This is a genomic window from Streptomyces sp. NPDC059989 (genome assembly GCF_042736975.1).
GTDB lineage: Bacteria > Actinomycetota > Actinomycetes > Streptomycetales > Streptomycetaceae > Streptomyces.
Genome location: NZ_JBHWUO010000029.1, coordinates 34,385 through 53,760 on the forward strand (window position 1 = coordinate 34,385; position 19,376 = coordinate 53,760).

General features: G+C 73.8%; 13 protein-coding genes. 8 read left to right on the plus strand and 5 right to left on the minus strand.

Features of this window, described 5'->3' with window-relative positions:
* The first annotated feature begins 11 nt into the window (after nucleotides 1–11).
* Nucleotides 12–830, plus strand: coding sequence for a hypothetical protein (locus ACFWBN_RS24795; protein WP_385179108.1), 819 nt, complete (start codon nucleotides 12–14; stop codon nucleotides 828–830).
* A gap of 32 nt (nucleotides 831–862) precedes the next feature.
* Here ACFWBN_RS24795 and ACFWBN_RS24800 read toward each other — a convergent pair whose 3' ends face one another.
* The 4 genes from ACFWBN_RS24800 to ACFWBN_RS24815 are packed head-to-tail and all read right to left on the minus strand — an operon-like array spanning nucleotide 863 to nucleotide 4,599.
* On the minus strand, nucleotides 863–1,939 hold the full coding sequence (locus ACFWBN_RS24800) for an NAD(P)-binding domain-containing protein (protein ID WP_385179194.1): 1,077 nt from the start codon (nucleotides 1,937–1,939) through the stop codon (nucleotides 863–865).
* A 52-nt stretch (nucleotides 1,940–1,991) separates the two neighbouring features.
* Nucleotides 1,992–3,347 carry a cytochrome P450 gene (locus tag ACFWBN_RS24805; RefSeq protein ID WP_385179109.1) on the minus strand — a complete coding sequence of 452 codons (1,356 nt, stop codon included), beginning with the start codon at nucleotides 3,345–3,347 and terminating at the stop codon, nucleotides 1,992–1,994.
* A 48-nt stretch (nucleotides 3,348–3,395) separates the two neighbouring features.
* Complete coding sequence (locus ACFWBN_RS24810; protein ID WP_385179110.1) at nucleotides 3,396–4,073, minus strand: HAD family hydrolase; 678 nt, start codon at nucleotides 4,071–4,073, stop codon at nucleotides 3,396–3,398.
* Between the two features lie 46 nt (nucleotides 4,074–4,119).
* On the minus strand, nucleotides 4,120–4,599 hold the full coding sequence (locus tag ACFWBN_RS24815; RefSeq protein WP_385179111.1) for an Lrp/AsnC family transcriptional regulator: 480 nt from the start codon (nucleotides 4,597–4,599) through the stop codon (nucleotides 4,120–4,122).
* A gap of 142 nt (nucleotides 4,600–4,741) precedes the next feature.
* Between ACFWBN_RS24815 and ACFWBN_RS24820 the strand changes: the two genes are divergently transcribed.
* The gene (locus ACFWBN_RS24820) at nucleotides 4,742–6,274 is read left to right on the plus strand and encodes an SDR family oxidoreductase (RefSeq protein ID WP_385179112.1); all 1,533 of its coding nucleotides are present in this window, start codon (nucleotides 4,742–4,744) and stop codon (nucleotides 6,272–6,274) included.
* Nucleotides 6,275–6,326: 52 nt separating this feature from the next.
* On the plus strand, nucleotides 6,327–7,700 hold the full coding sequence (locus ACFWBN_RS24825; protein ID WP_385179113.1) for a cryptochrome/photolyase family protein: 1,374 nt from the start codon (nucleotides 6,327–6,329) through the stop codon (nucleotides 7,698–7,700).
* 18 nt (nucleotides 7,701–7,718) lie between these two features.
* On the opposite strand, the gene ACFWBN_RS24830 is transcribed toward ACFWBN_RS24825, so the two are convergent.
* Nucleotides 7,719–8,447: a YoaK family protein gene (locus ACFWBN_RS24830; protein WP_385179114.1), complete on the minus strand. Its 729-nt coding sequence runs from the start codon at nucleotides 8,445–8,447 to the stop codon at nucleotides 7,719–7,721.
* Between the two features lie 51 nt (nucleotides 8,448–8,498).
* Here ACFWBN_RS24830 and ACFWBN_RS24835 point away from each other — a divergent pair, with 51 nt between their 5' ends.
* The 5 genes from ACFWBN_RS24835 (at nucleotide 8,499) to ACFWBN_RS24855 (ending at nucleotide 19,366) form a co-directional block, all read left to right on the plus strand.
* Complete coding sequence (locus ACFWBN_RS24835) at nucleotides 8,499–9,092, plus strand: histidine phosphatase family protein (RefSeq protein ID WP_385179115.1); 594 nt, start codon at nucleotides 8,499–8,501, stop codon at nucleotides 9,090–9,092.
* Nucleotides 9,093–9,183: 91 nt separating this feature from the next.
* Complete coding sequence (locus ACFWBN_RS24840; RefSeq protein ID WP_385179116.1) at nucleotides 9,184–10,698, plus strand: APC family permease; 1,515 nt, start codon at nucleotides 9,184–9,186, stop codon at nucleotides 10,696–10,698.
* Between the two features lie 12 nt (nucleotides 10,699–10,710).
* Nucleotides 10,711–11,136, plus strand: coding sequence for a universal stress protein (locus ACFWBN_RS24845; protein WP_385179117.1), 426 nt, complete (start codon nucleotides 10,711–10,713; stop codon nucleotides 11,134–11,136).
* A gap of 98 nt (nucleotides 11,137–11,234) precedes the next feature.
* Entirely contained in the window at nucleotides 11,235–13,331 is a 2,097-nt protein-coding gene (locus ACFWBN_RS24850; protein ID WP_385179118.1) for a SpoIIE family protein phosphatase, read from the plus strand.
* Nucleotides 13,332–13,717: 386 nt separating this feature from the next.
* Nucleotides 13,718–19,366, plus strand: coding sequence for an amino acid adenylation domain-containing protein (locus ACFWBN_RS24855; RefSeq protein WP_385179119.1), 5,649 nt, complete (start codon nucleotides 13,718–13,720; stop codon nucleotides 19,364–19,366).
* The last annotated feature ends 10 nt before the right edge of the window (nucleotides 19,367–19,376 follow it).

Sequence of the window (19,376 nt, forward strand, 5' to 3'; positions counted from 1 at the left end):
CTCCAGCGCCGGTGGACGCGGCCGCCGAGGCCGCTGCGGCCGCCGAGCGGGCAGCTGAGAAGCAGGTGGCCGCACGGTGGGGCGACAGCGCGGCCGGGTGGCGGCATTGGCTGGCCCGTTCCCCCGTCGGAGTCGACCTGCTCCACTGGTGGTTCGACGAGGCCGACCTGACCGCGCTGGTCGGCGAGGACCGGTACGTGGCACGCCTGGCCGAGTTGCTCTCGAAGGCGGCGCCCCGCGATGTCGCGGCGATGGGGCTCGGCTGCAACCGGCGCGTCGAGCGGGCCTGCCGCTTCGCGGAGGTCTGCAGCCTGGATCCCGTCGTGCCGCCGGGCGAAGAGATCCCGAGCTACCGGCACGGGGAGGTGCCCGGGGCGTGCAGCGGCTTCATGGACTGCTGGAGCCGGCACGAGATCGAAGTGGACTTCACCGCGGGCGACCGTCACCGCTCGGTGCTCCTGTTCCGCGGCAATCCCAGCGAAGCGCGGCTCTGGGTGGACGGAGTGCCCGTGGGGGAGGGTCAGTGGCTGGACAAGGGCGGTCTCTGGGAAGAGGAACGATTCTTCGTCATCCGCGTCGAAGGGCCGGCCGACCATCCTCAGCAGGGGCTCGGCCACATCGGCGCCCAGCTCTACGCCATCGTCTCGCTCCTGGTCCACGACGCGGAGCGGCGCATCACGCACCTCTTCGTCCCGGACGACACGGAGAACTGGACCGAGCCCGTCCTGCGCGTGCGCAACGGGACGGGATACGTGTACGCCACCCCGGAGGCCTGCAAGGCGGACACCCCGGACCGGGCGTTCCCCGTCGAAGCGCCGGGCGCGGCCTGAAGGCCCCGCGGCCCGCTCAGCCCGCGGCCCGCTCAGCCCGCGGGCGAGCCCACCCGCTCGCGGGCCAGGAGTCGGCGGATCTCGCGGACCGCGGCGCCGCCCGCGCGGTTGGCTCCGATGGTCGAAGCCGAAGGGCCGTAGCCCACCAGGTGGATGCGCTCGTTCCGGACCGCCCTGGTCCCCTCGACGCGGATGCCGCCGCCCGGCTCGCGCAGCCGCAGCGGCGCCAGGTGGTCGACGGCAGCGCGGAATCCGGTGGCCCACAGGATGACGTCCGCCTCCACCCGGCTCCCGTCCGCCCAGGCGGCGCCGGTGGGGGTGATGCGTTCGAACATGGGCCGCCGCTCGAGCACCCCCGAGTCCAGTCCGGCCCGGACGGCCTCGTTCAGCGACAGTCCCGTCACGCTGACCACGCTCTGGGGCGGCAGTCCCCGGCGCACCCGCTCGTCCACCAGGGACACCGCCGCCCGGCCCTCGGCCTCGCCGAAGCTCCCGTCGCGGAAGACCGGAGGCCGCCGGGTCACCCAGGTGGTCCCCGCCGCCACCCGGGAGATCTCCAGCAGGTGCTGCACCGCCGAGGTGCCGCCGCCCACCACGATCACGCGGGCCCCGGCGAACTCCCGCGGCCCCGGGTAGTTCGCGGTGTGCAGTTGGCGGCCGCGGAACGTCTCCTGACCCGGGTAGCGCGGCCAGAACGGCCGGTCCCAGGTGCCGGTCGCGTTGATCAGGGCCCGGGCCGACCAGACGCCGGCCGAGGACTCCACCCGTAGCCGCCCGTCGGCCCCCTCGCGTACGGCCGTGACGTCCACGGGGCGCCGTACGCGCAGGTCGAAGCGTTCCTCGTACGCCGCGAAGTACTCCCCGACCACCTCCGACAAGGGTCGCAGCGGGTCGGCTCCGGTCAGCTCCATGCCGGGCAGTGCGTGCATCCCGTGGACCTTGCCGTAGGTGAGCGAGGGCCAGCGGAACTGCCAGGCCCCGCCCGGGCGGGGCGCGTGGTCCAGGACCACGTGACCGAGCCCCGCCCGACCGAGGTGGTAGGCGCTGGACAGGCCCGCCTGCCCGGCGCCGATGACCACCACGTCCACGTCCGCGTCGTCCCGCGAGATTTCGTTCACGGTTCTACCAACTCGCGAAGGTCGCGGGATCTTCCCGCGAGCGTCAGGGCGCCAGCAGCGTCGCCAGGACCGGAGTCTTCGGCTGCAGGGTGAGGCCGGGGAACACGCCGGCCCGCTCGCCGCCGCTGTCGAGGTGGAAGCGCTGCCCCAGCACGGCCAGCACCAGTGCGGCCTCCACCAGCGCGAACCGTGCTCCCAGACAGGCCCGCGGGCCGCCGCCGAAGGGGAACCAGGCGTGTTCCGGAACGGGTTGCGGGGCGTCCTCGTCCCACCGCTCGGGGCGGAAGGCCTCCGGGTCCGGGAACCAGCGCGGGTCGCGGTGCACCGACCAGGGGCTGGTCCACACCGCGGTCCCCGCCGGGACCGGCCGCCCGCCCAGGGTCGCGCCCTCCCGGGCCACCGCCGAGATGAGCCAGATCGGCGGGTAGACGCGCAGGGCCTCCTTGACCACCTGCCGGGTCCAGGGCAGCCGCGCGTAATCGTCGTAGGTGGGCAGGCGCCCGCCGAGCACCCGGTCCAGCTCCTCCGCCAGCCGGGCCCGCGCCTCGGGCGCCCCCGACAGCAGCTGCCAGGCCCACGTCAGGGTGGTCGAGGTCGTCTCGTGGCCGCCGATGTAGAGGGTGATCGACTCGTCCCGCAGCTCCTTGCGGGACAGTGGGCCGCCGTGCTCGTCGCGGGCGGCGAGCAGCCGGCTCAGCAGGTCGTCCCGCTCCTCGCCGGCCGCCGAAGCCGCCTCGTGCTCCCGTATGACGTGTTCGATCTCCCGGTCGAGGACCGCCACCGCCTGCCGCATCCGGCGCCGCCCCGGCGTGCGCACCCAGGGCGGCAGGAACAGCGTCAGCCCCCGGAACTCGGCCCCCAGCTCCCGCTGCGCCGTGGCCATGGCCGCACTGATGGGCGCCTCCCGGCCGGCGGCGTCACTGCCGAACAGCGTGCGGACCGCGATCCGTTGGGTGAGCCCGGCCATCTCCCGGTGCACGTCGATGCGGTCGCCCTCGCGCCAGGTGCCCGCCAGCGCGTCCGCGCACTCCACCATCGTGGCGGCGTACGAGCGCACCTGGCGGGGCCGCACGGCGGGCTGGACCAGGGCCCGCTTGCGCCGCCAGTCGTCCCCGGTGGCGACGACCACCCCCTCGCCCAGCAACTGGTGGAAGGCCCAGCCCAGTTCCATCGGCTTGAAGGTTCCCTCCACGGCGCCGAGCAGCTCGCCCGCGTGCTCGGGCCGGGAGACCAGCACGTTGCGCTGCGGGCCGAGCGCCCAGGGGACCCAGTCCCCGTAGTCGTCGCGCAGGGACTCGAAGAAGGCGAGCGGATCGCGGGCGAAGGCGGGAAGGTTGCCGAGCAGGGGCCAGGGGCGGGGCCCGCCGGTCCGGGTGCCCGGGGACTGGGTCGAGGTCACGACGGCATGGTGACAGCGGCTCCCGCAGGGCGCCAGAGGCCGGGACCGTCAGGCCGTGCGGCGCGCCGTCAGCCAGTCGTGCGCGGCGTCGGCGCTGAACTCCCGCTGCCCGCCCGGGAAGAGGAGCCCGGCATCCGCGAAGGCGGCGTCGTGCGCGGTCTGCGCGACGTAGGGGACGGCCACGCATCCCATGCCGGCCGCGTGGGCGGCCAGCGCGCCCGGCGCCGCGTCCTCGACGACCACGCAGTCGGCGGGCTCGGCGCCCAGCCGGCGGGCCGCCTCCAGGAACACGTCGGGGGCGGGCTTGCCGTGCGCGACCTCCTCGGCGGAGACCACCGTGGTCAGCAGGGAGTCGAGGCCGGTGCCGGCGAGCACCGCGTCGATCGCCTCGCGCGAGGAGCCGGAGGCCACCGCCATCGGCACGCCCTCGGCGTGCAGCCGCTCCACGAACTTCCGCATCTCGGGGAAGGCCTCGGTCTCGGTGCGGGCCAGTTCCAGGTAGGCGGCGTTCTGTTCGGCGAGCAGCTGCTCCACCGGCGCCTCGATCCCGTACCGCTCCTTGAGGATCTCCAGCGTCTCCAGGGTGCCGATCCCGATGAAGCGGGAGTGCTGCTCCCACGTGAAGTCGGGGACCCCGTGCCGCGCCAGCGTGCGCCGGCCCGATGCGTAGTAGTTCGGCTCGCTGTCCACGAGAGTGCCGTCGAGATCGAATATGACGGAAATCATCCGATGCGCCCGTCCTGCCGGTCGTGTCCTGTCTCCAGCCATCCTGTCAGCTTTTGCGAGCGGACCGTCCCACGGCCTCGACCAACGGCAGCAGCCGGTGCGGGACCCGCTCGCGCAGCGCCACCTCCGTGCGCGTGCGGACCACGCCCGGGAGCTGGATCAGCCGCTGGATCACGTCCTCCAGGTGCGCGTTGTCCCGGGCCGCCACGCGCGTCAGCAGGTCCCCGCCGCCCGTGATCGAGAAGGCCTCGATGATCTCGGGCACGGCGGCCAGCGCGTCGCCCACGTCGTCCAGGTGCCCCTGGGTCACCTCGATGTGCACGAAGGCCAGCACCGGGTGCCCGAGCGCGGCGGGCGAGAGCACCGGACCCGTCCCGGTGATCACCCCGGTGCGCTCCAGCCGGTCCAGCCGGGCCTGGAGGGTGCCGCGCGCGACACCGAGGATCCGGGCGTACTCGCGGACGCTGGTGCGCGGCTGCTCGATCAGCAGACGCAGGATCCGCGTGTCGAGTTCGTCCACCGCCATGCCGCGACTGTACCAATGGCCGGGTTCGCGGGGATCTTGCCCGGGCAGGTGATCCCCGGGGACGGCCGCATGGCACCGCCGGGGGCGAGGGGCGACCGTGTTCTGGTCGGCATGCGTACGGGATCCACGAGCGGAGCGAGCCATGACAGGTCTGAACTGCCTGGTCACCGGTGCCACCGGCTACATCGGGGGCCGGCTGGTGCCCGAGCTCCTCGACGCCGGACACCGCGTGCGCTGCCTGGCCCGGTCTCCGGAGAAGCTCCGCGACCACCCGTGGGCCGGACGGGCCGAGATCGTCCGCGGCGACGCCACCGACCTGCGGTCCGTGGCTCGGGCCATGGACGGCATGGACGTGGCCTACTACCTCGTGCACGCGCTCGGCGGCGGCTCCGGATTCGAGGAGCGCGACCGCGCGGCCGCCCGCATCTTCGCCGAGCAGGCCCACTCGGCCGGGGTCCGCCGGATCGTCTACCTCGGCGGGCTCACCCCCGCGGGCATCCCCGTCCGCGCGCTCTCCCCGCACCTGCGGTCCCGGGCGGAGGTAGGCGAGATCCTCCTCGCCGGCCCCGTGCCGGCCACCGTCCTGCGGGCCGCCGTCATCATCGGCTCCGGGTCGGCCTCCTTCGAGATGCTGCGCCACCTCACCGAACGGCTGCCCGTCATGGTGACCCCCAGCTGGGTCGGCACCCGCTGCCAGCCCATCGCCGTCCGCGACGTCCTGCGCTACCTCGTCGGCAGCGCCGCCATGCCGCCCGAGGTCAACCGGGCCTTCGACATCGGCGGCCCGGACGTGGTCACGTACGAGGAGATGATGCGCCGGTACGCCGCCGTGGCCGAGCTGCCCCGCCGGCTCATCCTGCGCGTCCCGATGCTCACCCCCGGGCTGTCCAGCCTCTGGATCGGCCTGGTCACTCCCGTCCCGCGGGCGCTGGCCCGGCCGCTCGCCGAATCCCTGCGCCACGAGGTGGTCTGCGCGGAGCACGAGATTGCCCGGTACGTCCTCGACCCGCCCGGGACGCCGATCGGGTTCGCCCGGGCCCTCTCGCTGGCCCTCCGGCGGGTGCGGGAGGCCGATGTGACCACCCGCTGGTCCTCCGCCTCCGTGCCGGGCGCGCCCAGCGACCCGCTGCCCACGGACCCCGACTGGGCGGGCGGCAGCCTCTACACCGACCGGCGGGAGACGGCCGTCGCGGCCTCGCCCGGTGCGCTGTGGCGGGTGGTGGAGGGCGTCGGCGGGGAGAACGGCTGGTACTCCTTCCCGCTCGCCTGGTCCGTACGGGGTTGGCTGGACCGGCTCGTCGGGGGAGTCGGCATCCGCCGCGGCCGCCGCGACGCGAGCCGGCTGCGGGTGGGCGACTCCCTGGACTTCTGGCGGGTGGAGGAGATCGAACCGGGCCGGCTGCTGCGCCTGCGCGCCGAGATGCGGCTGCCGGGGCTCGCGTGGCTGGAGATGTACGCGGACCCCGGCCCGGAGCCCGGGCGCTCGCGCTACCGGCAGCGGGCGCTCTTCCACCCGCACGGGCTGCTGGGTCACATGTACTGGTGGAGCGTGTCCCCCTTCCACGCCGTTGTCTTCGGAGGGATGGCCCGCAACATCGCCCGAGCCGCCGAACGTGCGGACGGGGCCGGTCCTTCGGCCCCCGTGGCCGAAGTGCCGCACGACGACGGTCCGTAGACGACCGTCCGCACGACGACCGTCCTCCACAGCCTGACGAAGAGCGAGAGCCATGAACGTAGCGGTGGTCCTGTACACCTCGGACCTGCGCCTGCACGACCATCCGCCGCTGCGCGCGGCCCTCTCCTCCTGCGACCGGGTGGTCCCGCTCTTCGTCCGTGACCGCGCCGTCGCGGCCGCCGGATTCGCCCCGCCCAACCGGCAGGCGTTCCTCGCCGACTGCCTCGCCGACCTGGACGCCGGGCTGCGGGAGCGCGGCGGTCGCCTCGTGATCCGCTCCGGGGACGCCGTCCGGGAGGTGTGCGCCCTCGCGGGCGAGGCCGACGCCGACGAGGTCCACATGGCCGCCGGTGTCAGCGGCTACGCCCACGCCCGCGAGGAGCGGCTGCGTACCGCCCTCGAAGCGGAGGGCCGCCGGCTCCACGTGCACGACCCGGTGGTCACCGCGGTGGCCCCGGGAGCCGTTCTGCCCGCAGGCTCCGACCACTTCGCCGTCTTCACGCCCTACTTCCGCCGCTGGGCCGACCTGCCGCCCCGGCCCGTCGCCGCGGCCCCCCGCACCGTCCGGCTCCCCGAAGGCATCGGCTCGGAGCCGCTGCCCGTGCGCGGCGCCCTCACCGGAGTCTCCCCGGGCCTCGCCCGGGGCGGTGAGACCGAGGCCCGCCGGCTGCTGGCGAACTGGCTGCGCTCCGGCATCACCCGCTACGCGGACATCCACGACGACCTGGCCGGCGACGCCACCTCCCGGCTTTCCCCGCACCTGCACTTCGGCACCCTCTCGGCGGCCGAGGTCGTCCTCCGGGCCCGTGCCGCCGGCGGCAAGGGCGCCGAGGCCTTCGTCCGGCAGCTGTGCTGGCGCGACTTCCACCACCAGGTCCTCGCCGCCCGCCCCGCCGCGGCATCCGAGGACTACCGCTCCCGGCAGGACCGGTGGCGCACGGGCGGCGCCGCCGAGGAGGAGACCGAGGCGTGGAAGGAGGGCCGCACCGGCTACCCGGTGGTGGACGCCGCGATGCGCCAGCTGCGCCACGAGGGCTGGATGCACAATCGCGGCCGCCTGCTCGCGGCGAGCTTCCTGACCAAGACCCTGTACGTCGACTGGCGGATCGGCGCGCGCCACTTCCTGGACCTGCTGGTCGACGGGGACCTCGCCAACAACCAGCTCAACTGGCAGTGGGTCGCGGGCACGGGGACCGACACCCGCCCCAACCGCGTGCTCAACCCCGTCCGGCAGGCCCTGCGGTACGACCCGCAGGGCCGTTACGTCCACCGCTGGGTGCCGGAGCTCACCGGGCTCGCGGCCCCGCACGTGCACGAGCCGTGGCGGCTGCCGGGCCCGGAGCGGGCGCGGTACGACTACCCGGACCCGGTGGTGGAGCTCGCCGACGGGCTCGACCGCTTCCGGCGGGGGCGCGGGACCGGGTGAACCCTTCCCGTCACAGCACTAGGTGGTGTGCAGCCGGGGCAGTGTCCGGTGGGCCAGGGCCACCGCCGGCACCACGGCGGCGGCGGGCAGCAGGAGCTCGCCGACGGTCCACCCGGCCCGGACCAGCAGGGCTCCCGTCAGCCCGCCGGTGAACATCGCCACGACCGCCACGGCTCGGCGCGCCCAGGCTCCCGTTCCGTACCCGAACGCGCTGTCCCGTCCCAGGGCCGAGCTTCCGATGAACGCGGTCATCGACCGGGTGACCAGGGTCGTCGGCACGCCGGGCACGTTCACCCGCATGCTCGTCACCGTGCGGATGCCCATCGCCGTCGCCACGAGCCCGGTCACCGCCAGATGCGGGCCGGCCGGATCCCCGTACCGCGGCGCCAGGTTCCATCCGGTGGCCGCACCGGTCAGGATCAGCGCGGCCTCGGCGTACAGGCCGAGCCCGAGCCAGCGCCACCCGCGGGCCTCCGTGACCGACTCCAGCCGCGCCCCGACCACGGCGCCGACGGCGAACGAGGCCAGCGACAGGGCGGCCGACAGCGCGGGCACGTTCCCTTCCCGCGCGAGCCCGAACGCCAGGAAGAGCACGTTCCCGGTCTGCATCGCGGTGAACACCGGCCCGAGGGCGAGCAGGCTCACCGCCTCGACCAGCCCGGTGACCGCGGTCAGGACGATCATCAGGCCCGTCAGGGACGGACGCACCGGGTGCGCACCCACCTTCATGAGGCCCGACAGTGACACGCCCGCCCCGCTCCTCCGGCGCCGACATGCCGGGGGAATAGGGTCGCTGGGATGAGCGACCTGTTGCTGGTGAGGCACGGCGAAACGGCGTGGAGCGCCGACGGGCGGCACACTGGGCGCACCGACGTGCCGCTGACCGCCCGCGGCGTCGAGGAGGCCCTCTCCCTGGCCCCCTTCTTCCGGGACCGGCACCCCGCGCTGGTGCTGACCAGCCCGCTGCGCCGGGCCGTCGCCACGGCCGAGCTCGCCGGGCTCACCGGCGGGCTCACCGACCCGGACCTGTACGAATGGGACTACGGCGGCTACGAGGGCGTCACCACCAAGGAGATCCAGCGGACCACGCCCGACTGGTCCCTGTGGACCCACGGCGTCCCGCCCGGCGACGCCGAGCACCCCGGCGAGAGCGCCGCCCAGGTCGGCGCCCGCGCGGACCGGGCCCTGGCCCGCGTCGCCCCCGTGCTCCGCGCCGACCGCGGCGACGTGGCGATCGTCGCCCACGGCCACTTCCTGCGCGTCCTCACCGCCCGCTACCTGGGCCTGGACCCCGCCGAGGGCCGGCTCTTCCTGCTGCGCACCGGCACGGTCAGCACGCTCTCCACCGAGCACGGGCTCCCGGTGATCGCCGGCTGGAACACCCGGCCCTGACCGCCCGGGCCCCGGCCGTCCCGGGCGCGCCCCTCCCGCGCCCGGCCGCTTCCGCCTCGCGGGCCGGCGCCGGTTGCGTGACGATTCGTACATGGTCCACGACGGTGCGAGCGGTGGCGGCGGCCCCGGTACCGGAATCCCGGGGCCGGGGCTCAAGGCCAACGCGATCGGCTTCCTCGACGCGCTCGTCATCGGCCTGAACTCCACCTCCCCGGCCTACTCCCTCGCCGCCGTCCTCGGCCCGATCGTGGCCCTGGCCGGGATCTACGCGCCGGGCATCATGCTGGCGTCCTTCGTACCGATGCTGCTCATCGCCGCCGCCTTCTACTACCTCAACAAGGTCGACCAGGACTGCGGGACGACCTTCTCCTGGGTCACCCGCGCCATGGGCCCCTGGGCGGGCTGGCTCGGCGGCTGGGCCATCGCGATGACCGGCGTGCTCGTCATCGGCTCGCTGGCGGACGTGGCCGTCCACTTCGGCCTGCTCGCCGCCGGCCTCGACAGCTGGGCCGCGAACACGGTGATCCGGCAGACCCTCACCGTCGTCGTGATCCTGGCCATGACCGCCGTCTGCGTCATCGGCACCGAGCTGTCGGCCCACCTCCAGGACATCCTCATCCTCGCCCAGGTCTTCTTCCTCCTGGCCTTCGCGGTGGTCGCCATCTACCGCATCTACGCCGGCACCAGCACCCTCGACGCGATCGAGCCGTCCCTCACCTGGCTCAACCCCTTCGGCGCCGGCGGCGCCGCCCTCACCGGCGGACTGCTGCTCGGCGTGTTCATCTACTGGGGCTGGGAATCCGCGGTCAACCTCACCGAGGAGGTCGAGAACTCCGCGACCGCACCCGGCAAGGCCGGCATCTGGTCGACCGTGGTCCTCCTGGTCACCTACCTGTCCGTCGGCTTCGCCGTCGTCGGCTACGCGGGCACCGCCTTCCTCGCCGAGAACGCGGGCGAGGAGGAGGCGATCTTCGCCGTGCTCGCCCACGAGGTCATGGGCGGCTGGGACTGGATGGTGCTCCTCGCCGTCTGCACCTCCGCGCTCGCCTCCACCCAGACCACGATCATCCCCGCCTCCCGCACCGCCCTGTCCATGGCCCGCCGGCACGCACTGCCGCCGGCGCTCGCGCACATCCACCCGCGGTTCCGCACCCCGGACGTGAGCACCTGGTGGGTGGCCGCCATCGCCATCGGCTGGTACCTCGTCGTCAACCAGATCAGCGAGAACGCGCTCCTGGACTCGCTGACCGCGCTCTCCCTGCTCATCGCCTTCTACTACGCGCTCACCGGCCTGGCCTGCGCCATCTACTACCGGCGCCACCTGCTGGAGAGCCCGCGCAACTTCCTGCTCATCGGCGCCGGGCCGGTCGTCGGCGCCGGCCTGCTGGTCTGGCTGCTGGTGGAGTCCGTCCACGACATGTCGAACCCCGAGAACTCGGCCAGCGGCGTCTCCTGGTTCGGACTCGGCCCGCCGCTGGTCATCGGGATCGCGATCGCTGTCGTGGGCCTGGCCGTCATGTGCTTCTGGCGGCTGCGGGACGGCAGGTTCTGGCGCGAGCGGCGCGGGGTGGCCGATCCGGACGTCGTGCACGGCAGGAAGACCTGAGGAGGAGGACCGATGTCCGTGGTCCTGGGGTACGACGAGTCACCGGGCGCGGAACACGCCCTTCGGGTGGCGCTGGAGGTCGCGGCCGCCTTCGGCGAGCCCCTCGTGCTCGTCTACGGCGTGGCCGCCCCGGGCGCCCCGGGCGAGGAGTACCTGGCCCACCGCGAAGCCGTCCGCCAGGTCGGCCGCAGCGCGCTGGCGCGCGCCGTGGAGGCCGCCGACGAGGCGGGAGTGCCCTCGACGGTCGAGGTGGTCGACGAGAAACCGGCTCAGGCGCTGCTCGACGCCGCCGAGCGCCACCACGCCCGCGTCATCATCGTCGGCACCTGGGGCGACAGCCCGATCCGCGGCGCGCTGCTGGGCTCCACCCCGCACAAGCTCCTGCACCTCTCGCCGATCCCGGTCCTGTGCGTACCGACGGACGAGGGCACGGCCTAGTGCCGTGGCCCGTGGCACCACGACGGCCTTCCACGGCGAGAACCGCCGTGGTGTCCGCATACTGGATGCACAGGTCCGCGGGTGGAAGGGGACGTCTCGTGCCATCGGTGCAGCCGGGGGGCGAGAAGGCTCACGGCCCGTTCCTGTCCGAACCGGGGACGCTGCTCGAGCACGTACCGGTGGCGGTCTTCGGCATCGACGACGACGGGCTCATCGCCTACTGGGGGCCCGGCGCGCAGGAGCTCTTCGGCCACGACTCCGCCGCCACCCTGGCGCGGCCCGGCGCCCTGCTCTTCGCCGACACGGAATCCCGGAACGCCGCCGACACGTGCGCCGAGCTGGTGGAGCGAGCGCGGACCCAGGGGTATTGGCGGGTCCGGCTGACCGCGCGGCACCGCGACGGCACCGCCTTCAACTGCGGATTCCGCGTCTTCCCCCTGACGGGCGCCGACGGCCGGCCGGTCGTGATGGGCCTCGCGAGCCGCAGCGACGAACTCGACCGGGTCAAGACCAACCTGGCCTTCCTCGACGCGCTGTTCGAGACCTGCCCCATCGGGCTGTGCCTGCTCGACCAGGACCTCCGCTTCGTCCACCTCAATCAGGCGCTGGCCGACATGGACGGCCTCCCCATCGAGGCGCACATCGGGCGGCACACGGACGAGATCGTGATCATGTCCGAGGGCGGCGAGTACGAGCGCATGCTGCGCGCGGTCGCGGCCGGCGGAGCGCCGGTCGTCGGGGTGCCGGTGGGCATGCGCCCGCGGGTGCACCCGGACCGCGACCAGGTGCGGTCGGTGAGCTTCTTTCCGCTGAGCCAGGCGGTCGGCACGCGGGGCGGCGTGGGCGGGCTGATGGTGGACGTGACCGACCGGGAGAAGGCCATCCTGGAAGCCACGGCCGGCCGCCGGCGGTTGGCCCTGCTGGACCGCGCCTCCGCCCGCATCGGGACCACCCTGGACGTGAACCTCACGGCCCAGGAACTGGTCGACGCGGCCATGCCGGACTTCTGCGACGGCGCGGTGGTCGAAGTCGTGGAATGGATGGACGCCAGCGAGCGCTTCGACCCGGCGCGGCCGCTGTTCACCCGCAGGATCGCCTCCGGGACGATCCTCCCGGAGCCGGCGACCGAGCTCGTGAGCGGGGTGGAGACCGTGCGGTACCCGCCCGGCTCCGTCATGCACGACATGCTGCGAACGGGCCGTCCCCTCTCGGCCGTGGTGGACGAAGAGTTCCTGGCGCGGACCGTCCTCATCGAGTCACGCGCCCGCCTCATGGCCGAGAGCGGGGTGGCCTACGTCCTCGTCGCCCCGCTCATCGCCAGGGGCACGATCCAGGGCATCGCCATGTTCGGCCGGTCCGCGAACCGGCCCGCCTTCACCCGGGACGACCTGGGCCTCGCCGGCGAACTCGCCTCGCGCGCCGCGATCTGCCTGGACAACGCCCGCCTGTACAGCCGCGTGCAGGACATCTCGCTCACCCTCCAGCGGGCCCTGCTGCCCAGCGCGCCGGTGAGCAGCCCGTACGTGGACGTGGCACACCGGTACGTGCCCGGCAGCCGCATCACCGAGGTCGGCGGCGACTGGTACGACGTGATCAGGCTGCCGGACGACCGGGTCGGCCTCGTGGTGGGCGACGTGATGGGGCACGGGGTGCCGGCCGCCGCCGCCATGGGCCGGCTCCGTATCACCGGCAAGGCGCTGGCCCGGCACACCAGCGAACCGGCCGCCCTGCTCGCCGAGCTCGACGTGTGCGCCCAGGAGGCCGGCATCGAGCTGGCGACGTGCCTGTACATCGTGTACGACCCGAGGACCGGCCGTGCCCGCATCGGCAATGCCGGCCACCTCCCGCCCCTCGTGGTCCGCCCGGACGGCACGGTCGACACCGTCGACGAGGTCCTGGGGGTCCCGCTCGGCGTCGGCGGCGTCGCGTTCGGGACGACCGAGATCGAACTCCCCGACAACGCGACGCTGGTCCTCTACACCGACGGCCTCATCGAAAGCCGCGGCCAGGACATCGAGACGGGCCTGGAGTCACTGCGTACCGAACTGGCCGGATCGACCGGCCCGCTGGAGCCCGCGGCGGACCGCATCCTCGCCAACCTGCTCCCCGGTCCACCGGCGGACGACACCGTCCTGGTCCTCGCCCGCGTCCACCGCCTGAAGGACACCAAACCCGCACCGGAGCCCACTGGTTGAGGCTCCGGCCCGGTTTCGGGATGGGGACGCGCTTTCTCGCAGAGAGGAAGAACTTAAACGTAAGGTTTCAGCCATTCTCAAAAACCTGCGGCCCTGTTCAGTTTCACCCGCCGGCGCGATATCCGGTTGTGTTGCCGGCGGGTTCATGCGAGCACTTCCGCCCTCTGTTCATCCGTCACATTCCGTTACTGCGAGCGGAATCGGACCTTTGAATTGACGGTTGACGGAGGTGAATTTTGCACATAGCGTCCGTGCCGGGGTGCGGATATCGGACTGCGAGTCCGTAAGTCGGACGCCCCACGGGGGTTGCGCCGAGTGCCGTCAACAGGTGGGGCGGACCTCGCAGCGCATACGTACTTTTGCTCGCTGAGGTGGGAATGACCGGCATGGTTGTAGGTCCGACGTCGCACGGCACACGCAGGGGTGAGACTCTCTCGGAGCTCACCGAACGGCAGGTTCTCGCCACCCCGGAGGCCATCGCGGTCTCCTACCCGGGAGAAGGCCCAGCCCTCACGTACAGCGAACTGAGCCGGCGGGCCAACCGATTGGCCTCGTTCCTCATCGCGCGGGGCGTGGGGTCCGGGGACCGGGTCGTCACCTGCCTGCCGGCGGGATCCGCGCTGGTGATCGCCTTTCTCGCGATCGTGCGAGCCGGAGCCGCCTACGTCCCGGTGGATCCGGCGCACCCGCTGGAGCGCCGTCGGCTGATCGTGCGTGACTGCGAGGCCCGGGCCGTGGTGACCACGGAGGCCTTCGCCCCGGACTGCGCGGACCTCCCGACGGTGACCGTGGCGGTGGACACCCTCGCGGAGGCGATCGCCGCACAGCCCGTGGTCGTCCCGGACGTGCGGCCGGCTCCGGAGGACGCCGCCTACGTCTGCTACACCTCGGGAACCACCGGCACCCCCAAGGGCGTTGTCGTCCCGCACCGCGCCGTCATCGACCTGGTGCAGTCGACCGACTACGTGCGACTGACCCCCGAGGACGTGGTGGCGCAGGCCGCCAACCCCGCTTTCGACGCGGTCACCTTCGAGATCTGGGGTGCGCTGACCGCGGGTGCCCGGCTGCTCGGCCTGTCGAAGGACACCGTCGTCGACCCGGCCGCCTTCGAGCGCGCCGTGCGCGAGCACGGGGTGACCGTCCTCTTCCTGACGACCGCGCTGTTCAACCAGATCGCCCGCGAGCGGCCTTCGGCCTTCGCCCCGCTGCGCGTCCTCCTCTTCGGCGGCGAGGCGTGCGATCCGCGCCGCGTCCGGGAGGTCTTCGCGGCGCAGCCTCCCCGGACGATCCTGCACGTGTACGGGCCCACCGAGACCACGACCTTCGCCACGTGGCACGAGGTCGCGGAACCGGCTGACGGCGCCCGCACCATACCGATCGGTCGGCCGATAGGCGCCACCGTCGCCCATGTGCTCGACGAGGCCGGCCTGCGCGTGTCCCCGGGCGGCACCGGGGAGCTCCACCTGGGCGGGCCCTGTCTGGCCCTGGGCTACCTCGGACGGCCGGACCTCACGCAGGACCGATTCGTCGACGACCCGTTCGCGGCGGACGGCAGCAAGCTCTACCGCACCGGCGACCGCGTCCTCCTGCGTCCCGACGGCGAGATCGAGTTCCTCGGCCGCGTCGACAACCAGATCAAACTGCGCGGATTCCGCATCGAACTCGGCGAGATCGAAGCGGTACTGACCTCGCACCCGGGTGTCGCCCAGGCGGTGGTCTCGCTGCACGAGGCGGAGGACGACCGGCGCCTCGTCGCCCATGTCGTGCCCGCGGCGGCCGCCGCGGCCGAGACCGCCGAGCAGGTCACCGAATGGCGGGAGATCTACGAAACCCTCTACGACGACGCGAAGTCCGCCGGTCTCGGAGAGAACTTCACCGGCTGGAACAGCAGTTACGACGCGGAGCCGATCCCCCTCGACCAGATGGAGGAGTGGCGCACGGCGACGGTCGAACGCATCCGCGACCTCCGGCCGCGCCGCGTGCTGGAGATCGGCGTGGGCACCGGCCTGCTGCTCTCCCGACTCGCCCCGGACTGTGAGGACTACTGGGGCACGGACTTCTCCGCATCCGTGATCGAGGCGCTGCGGTCCCAGACGGAGGCGGACCCGAACCTCCGCGACAAGGTCACCTTGAGCTGCCGGGCGGCGGACGTCACCGACGGACTGCCCGCCGGGCACTTCGACACCATCGTGATCAACTCGGTCATCCAGTACTTCCCCAACCTCGACTACCTGAGGACCGTGCTCGAAGGCGCGCTGCCCCTGCTGGCGCCGGGCGGCTCCGTCTTCCTCGGGGACCTGCGCAACCTGGACCTGCTGCGCTGCATGCAGACCGGAGTGGAGCTCGCACAGGACGGCGCCGACCGGGACCCCGAGGGACTGCGCCGGGCCATCGACCAGCGCGTCGCCCTGGAGACCGAACTCCTCCTCTCTCCCGCTCTCTTCAGCGCCCTCGCCCGCGAGCTGCCGGCCATCCGCTCGGTGGACGTACGGATCAAGCGAGGCGTTCACCACAACGAGCTGACCCGCTACCGGTACGACGTCGTCCTCGGTACCGGAGAACCCGTCGCGGACCTGAGCGCCGTCCCGCGCCTCGACTGGGACGCGCAGCCGGCCGGCATCGCGGAGCTGGAGGAGCACCTGCGGGCACAGCGGCCCGCCGCCCTGCGCGTCGCCTCCGTGCCCAACCGCCGTATCCACGGCGAACACGCGGCGATGCGGGAACTCGACGCCGGGGGCACGACCGCCGCGGTGGGGGAGCGGCTCGCAGGAACCGGCTCCGCCCCCGACCCCGAAGCGTTCTGCGCGGCGGGCGAGAGCCTGGGATACCGGGCGTTCACGACCTGGTCGGCCGAGTCGGACGAGGCGTTCGACGTCCTGTTCCTCGCCTCCGACGGCATCCCGGACGGACCCCTGACCTACGGATACGCGCTGGCCCCGGCCGCCGCCCCCGCGGCCGCCGACTGCGCCAACACCCCCACGGCCTTCGACCGCACCGTCGACTTGGGCATCGTGCTCCGCAGCTACCTGCAGGAGCAGCTGCCGGACTACATGGTCCCGGCGGCGCTGATGACCCTCGACGCGCTCCCGCTCACCCCGAACGGGAAGGTCGACCGGCGGGCCCTTCCTTCCCCCGTCTTCGCGGCCGCATCGCCCGGGACGCAGCCCGGAACGCCCGTCGAGGAGATCCTCCGCGACCTGTTCGCCGAGGTCCTGGGACTGCCGAAGCGGGAGGTGTACGCGGATTCGGACTTCTTCGCCCTCGGCGGCCACTCCCTGGCGGCCGCCCGGCTCGTCGCCCGGCTGCGCGCCACCCTCGGCGCCGACCCGAGCAGCCGCGCCCTGTACGAGGCGCCGACTCCCGTACTGCTCGCGGCCCTTCTCGACGGACCCGGACCGCGGGCCGTCGCAGGCGGCGCCCTCCCCGTCCCGGAGGACGTCAACGCGGGCAACCTCGTCCTGCCGCTGCGGCTCAGGGGAGCCCTGAACACGCAGGCCCTCGCCGCCGCGCTCCGGGACCTGCAGAACCGCCACGAAGCTCTGGGTGCGGCGCTCTCCCCGAACGGCGAGGACCGGACCGGCGGCACGCAGGACCTCACCCCGCGGCCCCTGACGGCCGTAGGGTCCGCGGACGCCGACGTGCCCCGGCTGCTGCGTGCCGCGCAGCACCGCACGCTCGACCCCGCCACCGAACACCCCTGCAACGCCGAGCTGTTCGCGCTCGCGGCAGACGACCACCTGCTCGTCCTCGCGCTGCCGGCCACCGCGGTCGACGTGGCGTCGCACCTCCCGCTCGCCTCGGACCTCGCGGCGGCCTACGCCGCGCGGGCCGTGGGCGACGTACTCCGCACGGAGTCCCCGGCCCTCACCGCCGACGCCGCACCGCGCCCCGAACCGGCCGCGACCGCGGCGTCCCCCTTGCCCACAGCGCTGCCCGTGGCCGCCCCGCGGGAGCAGCACCCCGGGTTCGGCACGTGGGAGACGGCCATCGACGAGGCCCTGCACCGCAGGCTCACGGCGTTCGCCGCCGAACACGGAACCACCCTGTTCATGCTGGTCCACACCGCCCTGACCACCCTGCTCACCCGGCTGGGCGCGGGAACCGACATCGTGCTCTCCACCCCGGTGCCCGCCCGCGGCGACGACGCGCTGCGAGGCGCCGTCGGACCGTACACCCGCATGCTGGCCCTGCGTACGGACACCTCGGGCGACCCGGCGTTCGCCGCGCTGCTCCGGCGCGTGCGCGGCGCCGACCTGGCGGCCTACCGCCTGGAGGCCGCGCCGCAGGCCCGGCCGGGCGGCGTGGTGCTCGCGGTGGCCCAGCAGACCGGCGCCGACTTCGAGGCGGCCGGGCTGGCCATCCAGATGGAACAGCCCCTCCAGCCCCACCCCGACGCGGAGCTCTCCCTGCTGCTGACGGAACGGCAGAGCGCGACCGGCGCCCCGCTCGGCATCACGGTCGACGTCGCGTACCGCCGCAGCGCCGTCGACGAGGGGACGGCCGCCTCGCTGACCGACCGCCTGGTGGCCCTGCTCGACTCCGCACTGGAGGACCCGGGCAGCAGCATCAGCCGCCTGCCCCTCGCCCTCGACGAAGCGCCGGCCCGCACACAGCGCGAGGCCGACGGCGGACCGCGCACCGTGGCACCCGCGACCGTGCCCGACCTCTTCGCCCGCCAGGCGGGGCAGGCTGCGGACACCCTCGCCCTGGTCCACGCGGGGGAGGAGACGACCTACGCGGAGCTGGACGCCCGCTCCGACCGGCTCGCCCGCACGCTCATCGACCACAAGGCGGGGCCGGGCACGGCCGTGGCCACCGCGATCGCCTCGCCCCTCGGCTTCGCGGTCGCCGCCCTGGCCGTCGCCAAGTCGGGCGCCGTGTGCCTGCCGCTCGACCCGGACGCCGGTGCACGGAACATCACGGACCGGTTCGCCGCGGCGCGGCCCGTGGTCCTGCTCCTGGACGCTTCCGCCGAGGAGTCGTTCCCCGAGACTCCCGGTGTCGTGCGGCTGCTCCAGGACCCCGAGGCAGCGCCCGAAGGGGTGCCCGGCACGGCCGTCCGGCCGCTGCTCGACGCCGACCGCACCCGGCCGCTCACCACGGACCACCCGCTGCTGCTCGCCGCCGCGGGCGCCCCCGGAGCCGGCGAAGCGCTCATCGTCTCCCTCGCCGTCGCCACCGACGCCGCCCGACGGGCCGCGGACCTCCCGGGCGCGCGGAGCGCCTGGCTGGTCAGGCGCTACCCCGACGCCGACGCCGCGCTCGGCCTCCTGGGCGTACTCGCCTCCGGCGGCACGGTGCTCGTACCGGATGCGCGGTGGCCGGAGGAACTTCCGGGCCTCCTCGACTGGCTGCGCGACAGCGCCGCCGACGAGGTACTGGCCGGCGACGCGGACGCCGCCCTGCTGTGCCGCGCCGCCGCGGCACAGGGCCGCGCACCCGCCCCCGTACGGGCCCTCACGGTGTCCACGCCCCACGACGGCGCGAGCCCCGACACCGTCGGGTTCGCCCGTGCCCACGGGCTGGCGCTGACCGTACGCGGAGGTCCCGCCGAGGCCCGTCTCCTCACCGGGCACGCGCCCGGCACGGACGACGCCGGGCACGTCTGGAACCACCGGGCGTACGTGCTGGACGAGGCCCTGCGGCCGGTACCGGCGGGAACCACCGGCGCGCTGTACGTCGCCGGTGCGGGCATCGCGCTCGGCTACGCGAACCGACCCGGTGCCACGGGCGAACGCTTCGTCCCCGACCCCTTCGAGGCACCCGGCGGCCGCATGTGGCGCGCCGCGCGCGCCGCACGGCGGGACTCCGACGGCGCCCTGGAGGTGCTCGGCGAGCCCTGGTCCGACGACCCGTTCGAGGACGAGTACGGGACGTTCGCCGTCCTCGCGAACGACCGGGGACAGCGTGCGCTGTGGCCCACCACCGTCCCGGTACCGGACGGGTGGCACGAGGCGCACCCCGAAGACCTCCGCGAAACCTGCCTCGACGCCCTGAACGAACAGCCGGCGGCCGATCTCGAAATCGGCAATTGATCCGCCGCAC

Coding starts and splice junctions, on each gene's coding strand:
- ACFWBN_RS24825 (WP_385179113.1), top strand. CDS start 6,327: ATGAACGTAGCGGTGGTCCTGTACACCTCGGACCTGCGCCTGCACGAC.
- ACFWBN_RS24835 (WP_385179115.1), top strand. CDS start 8,499: ATGAGCGACCTGTTGCTGGTGAGGCACGGCGAAACGGCGTGGAGCGCC.
- ACFWBN_RS24810 (WP_385179110.1), bottom strand. CDS start 4,073: ATGATTTCCGTCATATTCGATCTCGACGGCACTCTCGTGGACAGCGAG.
- ACFWBN_RS24845 (WP_385179117.1), top strand. CDS start 10,711: ATGTCCGTGGTCCTGGGGTACGACGAGTCACCGGGCGCGGAACACGCC.
- ACFWBN_RS24840 (WP_385179116.1), top strand. CDS start 9,184: ATGGTCCACGACGGTGCGAGCGGTGGCGGCGGCCCCGGTACCGGAATC.
- ACFWBN_RS24815 (WP_385179111.1), bottom strand. CDS start 4,599: ATGGCGGTGGACGAACTCGACACGCGGATCCTGCGTCTGCTGATCGAG.
- ACFWBN_RS24855 (WP_385179119.1), top strand. CDS start 13,718: ATGGTTGTAGGTCCGACGTCGCACGGCACACGCAGGGGTGAGACTCTC.
- ACFWBN_RS24820 (WP_385179112.1), top strand. CDS start 4,742: ATGACAGGTCTGAACTGCCTGGTCACCGGTGCCACCGGCTACATCGGG.